The sequence below is a fragment of the Proteus sp. G2626 genome (assembly GCF_009915985.1).
Lineage (GTDB): Bacteria > Pseudomonadota > Gammaproteobacteria > Enterobacterales > Enterobacteriaceae > Proteus > Proteus vulgaris.
This window is the reverse complement of sequence record NZ_JAABNH010000009.1, coordinates 359,199-370,988: the sequence shown is the minus strand read 5'-3', so window position 1 is coordinate 370,988 and position 11,790 is coordinate 359,199. Positions and strand designations below refer to the sequence as shown.

Here is an 11,790-nt window from a genome sequence, read left to right as displayed (position 1 = left end):
AAGCAGTTAAATCAAACAAAATAATGAAAAATAACCTCTCTTAATTAGATTTCTGAATGTTCGCCACTGCGCCAATCATTTTTGGGTTATCATTCCATGGATTCAATATATTGGAGTTTTCAATGAAATTGCTCAAAGGGCTTGCCCAATACTACGTTGACTTAATGATGAGGCTGGGGCTTATCCGCTTCTCATTGTTGTTAGCTTCTGCATTAGTTGTTTTAGCGATGGTTGTTCAAATGGCGGTAACATTCTTGCTTGCAGGTGATGTTACCAGTATTGATCTTGTTCGCTCTATTTTCTTTGGGCTGATTATTACGCCTTGGGCTGTCTATTTTCTTTCTGTTGTGGTTGAACAACTGGAAGAATCACGGCGTCGCTTATCTCGTATGGTGGATAAACTCGGTGTAATGCGACAGCGTGATTTAGAGCTTAATTCTCAATTAAAAGAGAACATTGAGCAATTAAACTTGGAAATTCAAGAGCGTGAAAAAGTTGAAAAAGCACACCTTGAACTCTTAGAAAAACTTAAAAGTGAAATGAAACGTCGTGAATTGACGCAAATAGAACTTGAACAACAATCTTCACTTTTACGTTCATTCCTTGATGCCTCACCTGATTTAGTTTATTACCGTAATGAAGATAACGAATTTTCAGGATGCAACCGTGCAACGGAATTACTCACAGGAAAAAGTGAGAAGCAGCTGATTGGTTTAACACCATTAGATGTGTATGACGAAGATATTGCGATAAAAGTGATGGAAACTGATGAGAAAGTCTTTCGTCATAATGTCTCACTGACTTATGAGCAATGGCTAGTTTATCCTGATGGGCGAAAAGCGTGTTTTGAATTACGTAAAGTGCCGTTTTATGATCGCATAGGTAAACGTCATGGTTTAATGGGCTTTGGACGTGACATTACAGAGCGTAAGCGCTATCAAGACGCGTTAGAAAACGCTAGCCGCGATAAGACTACCTTTATCTCAACAATCAGCCATGAATTGCGTACACCGCTGAATGGCATCGTTGGATTAAGCCGTATTTTATTGGATACCGAGCTTTCTCCAGAACAACTCAATTACTTAAAAACGATCCATGTGAGTGCGATTACGTTAGGTAATATTTTTAATGACGTGATTGAAATGGATAAGATTGAGCGTAGAAAAATCCAGCTAGATAATCAGCCAATCGACTTCACAGAGTTTATTTCTGATTTAGAAAATCTTTCAGGATTGTTAGTTCAGCCGAAAGGATTGAAATTCACACTCGAAGCGGAAGAAACCTTACCGCATAAAATAACCTCTGACGGAACTCGATTACGCCAGATCTTGTGGAATCTCATTGGTAATGCTGTGAAATTTACGCAAGAAGGTGAAATCAAAGTTCGCATTTGGCAAGAAGCTCCTGATAAGTTGTTCTTCGAAGTCAAAGACAGTGGCATTGGTATCCCTAAAAGTGAGCTTGAGAAGATTTTCGCAATGTACTATCAAGTCAATGATAGCCAAGGTGGACGCTCTGCAACGGGGACCGGTATTGGACTTGCCGTTTCAAAACGCCTAGCACAGCATATGGGCGGAGATATTCATGTAGAGAGTGAGTTAGGTAAGGGATCTGTCTTCACGCTCTCTATTGTCGCTCCTGCGATTGAGGAGCATCTTGATATTGAGAATGATGATGAATTCTTATTGCCAGCGTTAAATATTCTGCTTGTTGAAGATATTGAGCTTAACGTCATTGTTGCCTGCTCGGTTTTAGAAAAACTAGGTAATACCGTTGATGTGGCGATGACAGGGCAAGAAGCATTATCGATGTTTAAGCCTGATGAGTACGACTTAGTGCTATTAGATATTCAATTGCCTGATATGACAGGGTTTGATATTTCAAGGAAACTGCGCCAAGAATTCGACAGTAATGAACTTCCGCCATTGATTGCATTAACGGCCAATGTGTTAAAAGATAAAAAAGAGTACTTAGATGCGGGAATGAATGACGTGCTGAGTAAACCACTTTCTGTGGATGCGCTTACCGCAATTATCAACAAATTCTGGGGGGATGGGGCGGTTTCTGTGCCATGTAATGAGTCATCGGAATTGTTGAATAAAAATGAAGAGTTATTAGATATAGATATGCTGAATCAATACATCGAACTTGTCGGACCTCAATTAATCACTGATGGTTTAGATGTTTTTGAAAAGATGATGCCAAGTTATATGTCTGTCCTTGAATCTAACATGACTGCACGTGATCAGAAGGGCATCACTGAGGAAGGACATAAAATCAAGGGCGCTGCAGGTTCTATTGGTTTAAAACATTTACAGCAACTTGCCAAACAGATCCAATCACCTGAATTACCTGCTTGGTGGGACAATGTGCAAGAATGGGTAGATGAGCTAGGGAAGGATTGGAGAAAGGATGTGGAAAGTTTAAGAAACTGGTTGGCAGACGCTAGAAAAAAATAACCCCAACCGAAGGTTGGGGTGCGCGAATACTGCGCCAACACCAGGGAAACTTTTCTATCCGCTTTTTTTGATTCTCATTACATAGGCGAATAGGATGAAACTATTCCATACATCATACAAGCAACAAAATAGCAAAGATAAGTTTTTTTGTTACAAGAAACATTTAAATATGTGATGGCGATTGGTGTTTACACCTATAAATGGGTAACTAGTAATCTACTACAAATGGAGAAAGATATGAAATCAATTGCGGTAATTTTAAGTGGCTGTGGCGTGTTCGATGGGAGTGAAATCCATGAATCAGTGCTCACAATGCTCACTTTAAGCCAAAATAATGCTGAAGTTCATTATTTCTCACCTAATGATTTTCAACCAACTGTAATTAATCATATTACAGGTGAAGAAAAATCAGAAAAAAGAAATATGATGGAAGAATCTTCACGTATTTCTCGTGGAAAAATATCCCCTTTATCAGAAGCAAGGGCCGAAAACTTCGATGCAGTCATTATTCCTGGTGGTTTTGGTGCAGCGAAGAATTTGTGTAATTTTGCAACAAAAGGAACTGAGTGTGAAATTAACAAAGATCTCTTAAGATTTGTTCAAGCGATGCATCAACAGAAAAAACCATTAGGGTTAATATGCATTGCTCCCGTTATGTTACCAAAAATGTTAAATGCTCCAATTAAATTAACAATTGGAAATGACGTAGAAACGGCAAGTGCCATTGAAAAGATGGGCGGAGTTCATATAGATTGCCCTGTTGATGACATTGTTGTTGATGAAGAATATCGAGTAGTAACCACTCCTGCATATATGCTTGCACAATCTATCGCACAAGCGCAGATAGGTATTGATAAATTAGTTAAGAAAGTCCTTGAAATGGCATAATTGGTAGGTGAAAACAGCAGATGGTACTGGTGAGAAAGTTAAAGAAACTATTAATTATCCTAATTGCTTTATGGCTGTTAATAGTTGTGCTGTTTTCTTTTTTACCCGTACCTTTTTCTGCTGTTATGGTTCAAAGACAACTTTCTGCTTGGAGTGAGTTTGATTTCTCTTATGTGTCTCATTCCACTTGGGTGGGAGAAAAAGAGATAGCGCCCGCGATGTACTTGGCAGTTATTGCTTCTGAAGATCAAAATTTCCCCAAACATTGGGGCTTCGATTTTGATGCCATTGAGAAAGTTTTCAAAAGAAGCCATAACAGTGGAAAAACATTACGAGGTGCATCGACAATTTCGCAACAAACAGTCAAAAATCTCTTTTTATGGGATGGTCGTAGTTGGATAAGAAAAGGGTTTGAAACAGGTATGACGCCAGTTGTCGAACTTATCTGGTCAAAAAAACGTATTTTAACGGTATATCTAAATATTGTTGAGTTTGGAGATGGGATTTTCGGTGTAGAACAGGCCTCTCAACATTATTTCAGAAAGCCAGCCAAACAACTTACCCAACAAGAAGCGGCACTATTAGCCGCCGTTTTACCTAATCCACACATCTATCACGTTAATAAACCTTCAGCTTATGTTTTAAAACGGCAACAGTGGATCTTAAATCAAATGCGATTATTAGGCGGTGTCACCTTTTTAAAGAAAAATAATTTGTCATAACTTTATAAAGTTTGAAATATTTTTTTATCGGGCTCTGCAATTTTTTCTGACAGTTTTGTTATCGCGGAAGGATCATTAGCTTGACGAGACTGAATACGAAATTGTGATGGCGTGATACCGTATTTACGTTTAAACGCATCGCAAAAATAGGCGTTACTACCAAAACCACAACGATGACTGATTTGAAAGACAGAATAGTTAGAAAATGTCAGATAATTTAAGGCAATCCCCATTCGGACATCTAATAATAATTGGCAAAATGAAACCCCTTCTTTATTTAAGTGCCGACGCAGTGTTGATGGGGTGGTAAAGAGCGTTTTTGCTACATCGTCTAAATGCCATTTTCGTTGTGGATCTTGTGTGATTAAATGTGTAATTGCCTGATTTTTAGGTTCATCATAATTAAATCGGAAGATGTTTAAAATATCGACACCTTCTTGATACACCGCCATCAAAATAAAAAATAGGCACTGTTGCATAAACATGGTTTCTTGGGATGGGGAGCCGTGTGGTAATGGTAGACACTGTTTGAGTATGCTGAAGTTACTCTTTATCACTTCGGGCGTAGATAAATGATAAGCCGGAAGATGGCTTGTTAGCGGAGAGCTAGATTTAATTAAAGGCTTTAGTAAAGAAAAGACAGATTGAAGTTCTGTTTCGCATAAAACGAGCGTATGTAGCTCAATCGATTTATGCGTGAATTGGTTAACAATATCACAAGAAACCTGGCTATATTTGGGAATAATAAGTGTTAAGTGGGTTGATACATCAATAGTTTGACCATTGATGCAAATTGTCCCTTTTGCGCCACTAACCATCGCTATCATCGGGTTTTCGATGTAAAACGTTTTTAAAGACATTTGGTTAGAGGATAGAATGTGTTTGTATTCCATAATCTCCAATATACCGCAGGCAAGCTAAGTATCAATGTTGCTTAAATAAACACTGTTTACAGTGAACTCAATTGTTGTATAAACATAGAAGTCACCTCTAGAATAAATAGAGAGGTTATTCTAGTTAACAATGAGAGCCGTCATGTGAAATGCATGAGAGTGGCACAGAATATAATCCCGTTGGTGAAAGATGACAATATAGATATATGCTCATTTTTTACATTTATTTTAATCAGTGTCATTTTTTCTAAATAAATTGCTATTTATTTAAAACGCATTTTTTGTAATAAGGTGTAGAATCGCGCGTCACAGACGAAGGGGATTATCCTGTTCTTAGGGTATCACGGTTTGTCTTTTTACCCACACCCTATCCAACATTCATTAGCTTATTTTCTATTTGATTTTGAATGACTCAATCTTATGGATAGTGCTGTATGTATTCACGTATTTTCCTGATTTTTTGATAATTTTGCCAAGTTGGCAGGAGTGAGTATGTCTGACTTTTCAGGGAAAGGTTGGCTTGCTGAAATCGTTTTACGTTATGAAGTAAAGCGCGGAATGACACGTCTTACAGAAAAACGCCATATCGGCCCATTAATGGTTCAGCGACCTTTTTATCCTGAGCAAGGTATTGCACACACTTATTTACTCCATCCTCCTGGTGGTGTAGTAGGTGGTGATAATTTATTGATTAATATTGATGTTCAAACGGAAGCTCATGCATTACTTACCACGCCTGGCGCAACCAAGTTTTACCGTAGTGCTGGTGGCGTGGCTCGTCAAATTCAAACATTAAATGTCGCATCACATGGTTTTTTAGAGTGGCTTCCACAGGAAAATATCTTTTTCCCTGATGCTCAAGTACACCTAGAAACACATATTCATATTGCATCTACTGCCAAATTTATTGGGTGGGAAATTCAATGTTTTGGTCGCCCTGTTTTAAATGAGTGGTTTGAAAATGGCAATGTTAAAGGGCGTTTTAACTTTTATATTGATGAAAAGCTGACATTAACAGAATCGCTTTTTGTTAATGGTTTACAAAATAAAGCCGCTGCAATGCGTGAATTTCCTATGTTGGGTTCGCTTTATATTTATCCTGCAAGCGATGAATTAAAAAATCTTATTCAACAATGTGTTGAGGCTTTCTCAGCTTCTTACAATCATGTTATCGAATATGGTTTAACGGATGTAGACGGTATTTTAGTTTTACGGTTATTAGGCTCACAAACAGAGCCGATGATGGCGTGTTTTGCTCAAGTTTGGCAAACCGTCAGACAACACTGGTTAGGGTATTGCCCTGAGCCGCCTCGTATATGGGCGACATAATCGTTAATTTTAGGAGCAGAAATGGAATTAACACCAAGAGAAAAAGATAAATTACTGCTTTTCACTGCGGGTCTTGTTGCTGAAAGACGTTTAGCGAGAGGGCTTAAGCTTAATTATCCTGAAGCAGTAGCATTGATTAGCTGTGCCATTATGGAAGGTGCTCGTGATGGCAAAACCGTTGCTCAATTAATGAGTGAAGGGCGTACTGTTCTAACAGCAGAGCAGGTGATGGAAGGGGTGCCAGAAATGATAAAAGACATTCAAGTTGAATGTACATTTCCTGATGGCACTAAGCTTGTTTCTATTCACGATCCTATTGTGTAGGTAATAACATGATACCCGGTGAAATTAGCGTTAACCAGGCATTAGGGGATATTGAACTTAATGCAGGTAGAGAGACAAAAATAATACAGGTTGCCAATCATGGTGATAGACCCGTACAAGTGGGCTCTCATTATCATTTTTATGAGGTGAATGAGGCACTGAATTTTGAGCGAGAAAGCACATTGGGCTTTCGTTTGAATATTCCAGCAGGTATGGCGGTTCGTTTTGAACCCGGTCAAAGCCGTACCGTTGAATTAGTGGCTTTTGCCGGAAAACGTGAAATTTACGGCTTTCATGGCAAAGTGATGGGTAAATTGGAGAGTGAGAAAAAATGAAAACTATCTCACGCCAAGCTTATGCAGATATGTTTGGCCCAACAACAGGCGATCGTCTGCGATTAGCAGATACTGAGCTTTTCCTCGAAATAGAAAAAGACTTCACCACTTATGGTGAAGAGGTCAAATTTGGTGGTGGTAAAGTTATTCGTGATGGCATGGGGCAGAGTCAAGTTGTGAATGCGGCGTGTGTCGATGTCCTTATCACTAATGCCATTATTTTAGACCATTGGGGTATAGTCAAAGCGGATATCGGTATTAAGGATGGCCGTATTGTCGGTATTGGCAAAGCGGGTAATCCGGATGTGCAACCCAATGTGGATATTATTGTTGGGCCTGCTACAGAAGTAGTTGCGGGTGAAGGTAAGATTGTTACCGCAGGTGGTGTTGATACGCATATTCACTTTATCTGTCCGCAACAAGCACAAGAAGGTTTAGTGTCTGGTGTCACCACGTTTATTGGTGGTGGGACAGGGCCTGTTGCTGGAACTAATGCAACCACAGTAACCCCAGGTATTTGGAACATGCACCGCATGTTAGAAGCCGTTGATGAATTGCCTATTAATGTGGGGTTATTCGGTAAAGGCTGTGTGAGTCAACCAGAAGCCGTTCGCGAACAAATTGAAGCGGGTGCTATTGGCTTAAAAATCCATGAAGACTGGGGGGCAACACCAATGGCAATTCATAACTGCCTTAATGTTGCCGATGAAATGGATGTGCAAGTTGCTATTCACTCCGACACCTTAAATGAAGGTGGTTTTTATGAAGAAACCGTAAAAGCAATTGCAGGTCGCGTGATCCATGTTTTCCACACAGAAGGCGCTGGCGGTGGACATGCTCCGGATGTGATTAAATCGGTGGGAGAGCCCAATATTCTACCTGCCTCAACAAATCCAACGATGCCTTATACCATTAACACGGTAGATGAACATCTCGATATGTTGATGGTTTGCCATCACCTTGATCCTTCTATTCCTGAAGATGTCGCTTTTGCGGAGTCACGTATTCGTCGTGAAACTATCGCAGCAGAAGATATCTTACATGATATGGGGGCTATTTCTGTTATGTCGTCAGACTCACAGGCAATGGGGCGTGTAGGTGAAGTGATCCTTCGTACTTGGCAATGTGCGCACAAAATGAAATTACAGCGTGGCACATTAGAGGGTGATACCGCTGAAAGTGATAACCATCGTATTAAGCGTTATGTGGCGAAGTACACTATTAATCCTGCTCTAGCGCATGGTATTGCGCATGAAGTTGGCTCTGTTGAAAAAGGAAAGTTGGCTGATTTAGTTTTATGGGATCCGGCTTTCTTTGGCGTGAAACCTGCACTGATTATGAAAGGTGGCATGGTGGCTTATGCGCCAATGGGAGACATTAACGCCGCTATTCCAACACCTCAACCTGTGCACTATCGTCCAATGTATGCCTGTTTAGGAAAAGCAAAATATCAAACGTCGATGATCTTTATGTCTAAAGCGGGCATTGAAGCGCGTGTCCCTGAAAAACTCGGCTTAAAAAGCTTAATTGGTCGTGTTCAAGGTTGTCGTAGCGTGACAAAAGCATCGATGATCCACAATAGCTATGTGCCACATATCGAGCTTGATCCGCAAACCTATATTGTGAAAGCGGATGGTGTGCCATTAGTGTGTGAACCTGCGACGCAATTACCGATGGCACAACGTTATTTCCTCTTTTGATAACGGTTTATCGAGAAGATAGAGAATGAAAAGATTTACTCAAATTATAGATAAAGAGAAAGCGCTTGAAATGGCAACATCGGAAAAGCACGTCCTTACGTTGTGTTTAACGATGGATGAAAGAACCAAAAGTCGCTTAAAAGTCACTTTAAGTGATGGACAAGAAGCTGGGCTCTTTTTACCCCGTGGCACAGTGCTAAAAGAGGGCGATGTTTTACGATCAGAAGATAATATGCTAGTCACCATTGAAGCAGCTAAAGAACAAGTTTCCACGGTGTATAGCGAAGATCCACTGTTACTAGCACGAGTTTGTTACCACTTAGGCAATCGCCATGTCCCATTACAAATTGAAACTGGTTGGTGTCGTTATTTTCACGATCATGTTTTAGATGATATGGCGAGAGGTTTAGGGGCAAGTGTTGTTGTCGGCTTGGAAAAATATCAACCAGAGCCGGGCGCTTATGGTGGATCGTCTAGTGGTGGCCATCATCACCATCATCATGATCATGACGATCAGCACCACCACTAATTATTTGAATAAGGGAGCCTATTGATGCTTGCAGATCTGCGCTTATATCAATTAGTCAGTCCTTCTTTACCCGTAGGATCGTTTACATATTCTCAAGGGTTAGAGTGGGCAATTGAAAAGGGGTGGGTTTGTTCTCCTGAAACATTAACGGATTGGCTAAGTACCCAAATGATAGGCACTTTAGCAACGTTAGAACTCCCTATATTACGGCGACTACAAGAAAGTTTGGCACAAGCTAAAATGAGTGAAGTGAAGTATTGGTGTGATTTTATTATCGCAAGTCGTGAAACGAAAGAGTTGCGACAAGAAGAGCGCCAACGTGGTATCGCTTTCGCTCGCCTACTGCCTCAATTAGAGATTGAGTTAGATGAAAACTTACAAGCGTGTGTAAAACAGACACAGCTTATGGCATTTGCGTTAGCAGCGGTGAAATGGAATATTTCAGCTGAAAAGTTATGTTGTGCTTACGCTTGGGGGTGGCTTGAAAATACAGTGATGTCAGGTGTAAAACTTATTCCATTGGGACAAAGTGCGGGACAGAAAATATTATTTACATTAGCAGCGCAGATCCCTGCGATTGTTGAGCAATCCGCACTCTGGCCAACGGAGGATATTGGGAGTTTTACACCAGCGCAAATCATCGCCAGTAGTCGTCATGAAACACAATACACTCGACTTTTTCGTTCATGAGAAACCTATATGCAAGAATATAATCAACCACTGCGTATCGGTGTTGGTGGCCCTGTTGGATCAGGAAAAACGGCACTGTTAGAAGTTCTTTGTAAAGCAATGCGAGATACTTATGAAATCGCGGTTGTCACTAATGATATTTATACCCAAGAAGATGCCAAAATCTTAACACGTGCTGAAGCATTAGATGCCGATCGTATTATTGGTGTAGAAACAGGAGGATGTCCTCATACCGCCATTCGTGAAGATGCATCGATGAATCTTGCCGCTGTTGAAGAATTGGCAATGCGTCACAAAAATCTTGATATTGTTTTTGTAGAAAGTGGTGGCGATAATTTGAGTGCAACGTTTAGTCCAGAACTGGCGGATTTAACCATTTATGTGATTGATGTAGCTGAAGGGGAAAAAATCCCACGTAAAGGTGGTCCTGGTATTACACATTCGGATTTATTAGTAATTAATAAAATCGATCTGGCACCTTATGTTGGCGCATCATTAGAAGTAATGGAAGCGGATACGGCTAGAATGCGTCCTGTGAAACCTTATGTTTTCACCAACTTAAAAGAAAAAGTAGGCTTGAAAACTATTATCGATTTTATTATTGATAAAGGGATGTTAAGACGCTAACGACATGTTTTAATGCAGCCCGATTTAGTTAAGCGAGACACTGTCAGTATCGGCCGTTATTCACAAGGGCCGATACTGACAGGATAATACAGAAACAATATCAAAATGTGGGGTTAATTAAGGTAAGTAAATGCGGTTGTTACTTTCACAACCCCTTTGGTTTCACTGGCGATTTTCGCAACAGCCGCGCCTTCTTGGCGGGTTAAAATGCCAAATAAGAACACTTCACCATTTTCAGTGATCACTTTGACTGAAGACGATTTGACTGAATCACTGCCTAAAATTTGAGAGCGAACTTTAGTTGTTAACCAGGTATCTGAGGAGGCTGTGCCTAATGTCACTGGTTCGCCTTGGCGGACTTCGTTATAGACGTTATTTACACCTTCAACTTTACTTGCGACTTGTTTTGCCGTATTAGCCACAGACATATCAGGACTTTGACCTGTTAATAATATATTGCCTTGATAAGCTGTAGCCACAATACGTGAATTACTTTTCTTGATCTGTTCGTTTTTATTTAGAGCACCAGAAACACGGGCTTCCAATGTACCATCATCAACTTGTTGCCCTAATGAGCGAGGATCGGTTGCGGTTTTGCCTGCAACTGCAGCCGTGCCGACAACAGCGGCACCGATACAGCCTTGTAGTAACAGTGCAGAGCACAGCACTGCGGTGATAGGAAGCAATTTCATAGTAACTCCTTAGTCATCCTGATGTGGGAATAATGTATTATCAATTAAATCACAGAGACAATTGACTGTTAGCATCTGAACTTCCTGTATTCTGACGGTGCGTTGAGAAGGAATGCGAATTTCAACGTCTTGCGGGCCTAATAACCCAGCAAGTTCTCCGCCATCATAGCCTGTTAATGCAACAATGGTCATATCTCGTGTGACTGCGGCTTCAACGGCTTTAATAATGCTTCGACTGTTACCGTGTGTCGAAATAGCAAGTAGTACATCACCAGCTTGTCCTAATGCGCGTACTTGTTTAGCGTAGATCTCATCATGTTGCTGATTCCCCATAATGGCAGTCATCACCACGCTATCTGTATTTAACGATAATGCAGGCAAGCTTGGGCGTTCTGTTTCAAAACGATGGATCATGCTTGCGGCAAATCGTTGTGCTGTTGCTGCCGAGCTACCGTTTCCACAGCTTAATATTTTATGGCCGTTTAACAATGATTGAACCATCATCATGGCGGCTCTGGAAATGGCATCAGGTAATGCTTCTGCTGCTGCAATTTGAGTTTGAATACTCTCTGTAAAGCAGACTTTGATTCTATCAAGCACGT

At 40.5% G+C, this 11,790-nt stretch carries 13 protein-coding genes; 10 read left to right on the top strand and 3 right to left on the bottom strand.

The annotated features are described in order from the left end of the window. Nucleotides 1-122 precede the first annotated feature (122 nt). The 3 genes from arcB (at nucleotide 123) to mtgA (ending at nucleotide 4,069) form a co-directional block, all read left to right on the top strand. A complete protein-coding gene (gene arcB, locus GWJ05_RS06020) occupies nucleotides 123-2,459 on the top strand; it encodes an aerobic respiration two-component sensor histidine kinase ArcB (RefSeq protein WP_036933043.1) in 2,337 nt (778 codons plus the stop codon). Between the two features lie 237 nt (nucleotides 2,460-2,696). After that, nucleotides 2,697-3,347 carry an isoprenoid biosynthesis glyoxalase ElbB gene (elbB, locus tag GWJ05_RS06015; protein WP_036938690.1) on the top strand — a complete coding sequence of 217 codons (651 nt, stop codon included), beginning with the start codon at nucleotides 2,697-2,699 and terminating at the stop codon, nucleotides 3,345-3,347. A gap of 20 nt (nucleotides 3,348-3,367) precedes the next feature. Beyond that, nucleotides 3,368-4,069, top strand: coding sequence for a monofunctional biosynthetic peptidoglycan transglycosylase (gene mtgA / locus GWJ05_RS06010; RefSeq protein ID WP_103005009.1), 702 nt, complete (start codon nucleotides 3,368-3,370; stop codon nucleotides 4,067-4,069). A gap of 2 nt (nucleotides 4,070-4,071) precedes the next feature. Here mtgA and GWJ05_RS06005 read toward each other — a convergent pair whose 3' ends face one another. After that, nucleotides 4,072-4,962: an AraC family transcriptional regulator gene (locus GWJ05_RS06005; protein ID WP_036933040.1), complete on the bottom strand. Its 891-nt coding sequence runs from the start codon at nucleotides 4,960-4,962 to the stop codon at nucleotides 4,072-4,074. Nucleotides 4,963-5,454: 492 nt separating this feature from the next. Between GWJ05_RS06005 and GWJ05_RS06000 the strand changes: the two genes are divergently transcribed. From GWJ05_RS06000 to ureG, 7 genes are read left to right on the top strand one after another with little or no spacing between them, the layout of a single operon-like run. Beyond that, entirely contained in the window at nucleotides 5,455-6,291 is an 837-nt protein-coding gene (locus GWJ05_RS06000; RefSeq protein ID WP_036933038.1) for an urease accessory protein UreD, read from the top strand. Nucleotides 6,292-6,312: 21 nt separating this feature from the next. Then, on the top strand, nucleotides 6,313-6,615 hold the full coding sequence (locus tag GWJ05_RS05995; RefSeq protein WP_004908484.1) for an urease subunit gamma: 303 nt from the start codon (nucleotides 6,313-6,315) through the stop codon (nucleotides 6,613-6,615). Nucleotides 6,616-6,623: 8 nt separating this feature from the next. Further along, nucleotides 6,624-6,950, top strand: coding sequence for an urease subunit beta (locus GWJ05_RS05990; protein WP_036933035.1), 327 nt, complete (start codon nucleotides 6,624-6,626; stop codon nucleotides 6,948-6,950). After that, nucleotides 6,947-8,650 carry an urease subunit alpha gene (gene ureC, locus GWJ05_RS05985; RefSeq protein ID WP_036933033.1) on the top strand — a complete coding sequence of 568 codons (1,704 nt, stop codon included), beginning with the start codon at nucleotides 6,947-6,949 and terminating at the stop codon, nucleotides 8,648-8,650. The genes GWJ05_RS05990 and ureC overlap by 4 nt, the downstream gene beginning before the upstream one ends. A 25-nt stretch (nucleotides 8,651-8,675) precedes the next feature. Beyond that, nucleotides 8,676-9,179, top strand: coding sequence for an urease accessory protein UreE (ureE, locus tag GWJ05_RS05980; protein ID WP_036933032.1), 504 nt, complete (start codon nucleotides 8,676-8,678; stop codon nucleotides 9,177-9,179). Between the two features lie 24 nt (nucleotides 9,180-9,203). After that, the gene (locus GWJ05_RS05975) at nucleotides 9,204-9,869 is read left to right on the top strand and encodes an urease accessory protein UreF (RefSeq protein ID WP_036933031.1); all 666 of its coding nucleotides are present in this window, start codon (nucleotides 9,204-9,206) and stop codon (nucleotides 9,867-9,869) included. Between the two features lie 9 nt (nucleotides 9,870-9,878). Beyond that, the gene (gene ureG / locus GWJ05_RS05970) at nucleotides 9,879-10,496 is read left to right on the top strand and encodes an urease accessory protein UreG (RefSeq protein WP_036933030.1); all 618 of its coding nucleotides are present in this window, start codon (nucleotides 9,879-9,881) and stop codon (nucleotides 10,494-10,496) included. A 113-nt stretch (nucleotides 10,497-10,609) separates the two neighbouring features. Here ureG and dolP read toward each other — a convergent pair whose 3' ends face one another. Next, on the bottom strand, nucleotides 10,610-11,188 hold the full coding sequence (gene dolP, locus GWJ05_RS05965; RefSeq protein WP_036933029.1) for a division/outer membrane stress-associated lipid-binding lipoprotein: 579 nt from the start codon (nucleotides 11,186-11,188) through the stop codon (nucleotides 10,610-10,612). A gap of 9 nt (nucleotides 11,189-11,197) precedes the next feature. Next, nucleotides 11,198-11,788 (bottom strand): DnaA initiator-associating protein DiaA, encoded by a 591-nt coding sequence (diaA, locus tag GWJ05_RS05960; protein WP_004245257.1) that lies wholly within the window; start codon nucleotides 11,786-11,788, stop codon nucleotides 11,198-11,200. Nucleotides 11,789-11,790: the final 2 nt, after the last annotated feature.

Bases quoted from the DNA above. Each gene is read 5' to 3' on its own strand.
- arcB (WP_036933043.1), top strand. From the start codon at position 123: ATGAAATTGCTCAAAGGGCTTGCCCAATACTACGTTGACTTAATGATG.
- ureE (WP_036933032.1), top strand. From the start codon at position 8,676: ATGAAAAGATTTACTCAAATTATAGATAAAGAGAAAGCGCTTGAAATG.
- GWJ05_RS06000 (WP_036933038.1), top strand. From the start codon at position 5,455: ATGTCTGACTTTTCAGGGAAAGGTTGGCTTGCTGAAATCGTTTTACGT.
- dolP (WP_036933029.1), bottom strand. From the start codon at position 11,188: ATGAAATTGCTTCCTATCACCGCAGTGCTGTGCTCTGCACTGTTACTA.
- mtgA (WP_103005009.1), top strand. From the start codon at position 3,368: ATGGTACTGGTGAGAAAGTTAAAGAAACTATTAATTATCCTAATTGCT.
- ureG (WP_036933030.1), top strand. From the start codon at position 9,879: ATGCAAGAATATAATCAACCACTGCGTATCGGTGTTGGTGGCCCTGTT.
- GWJ05_RS05975 (WP_036933031.1), top strand. From the start codon at position 9,204: ATGCTTGCAGATCTGCGCTTATATCAATTAGTCAGTCCTTCTTTACCC.
- elbB (WP_036938690.1), top strand. From the start codon at position 2,697: ATGAAATCAATTGCGGTAATTTTAAGTGGCTGTGGCGTGTTCGATGGG.
- GWJ05_RS05995 (WP_004908484.1), top strand. From the start codon at position 6,313: ATGGAATTAACACCAAGAGAAAAAGATAAATTACTGCTTTTCACTGCG.
- GWJ05_RS05990 (WP_036933035.1), top strand. From the start codon at position 6,624: ATGATACCCGGTGAAATTAGCGTTAACCAGGCATTAGGGGATATTGAA.
- GWJ05_RS06005 (WP_036933040.1), bottom strand. From the start codon at position 4,962: ATGGAATACAAACACATTCTATCCTCTAACCAAATGTCTTTAAAAACG.
- ureC (WP_036933033.1), top strand. From the start codon at position 6,947: ATGAAAACTATCTCACGCCAAGCTTATGCAGATATGTTTGGCCCAACA.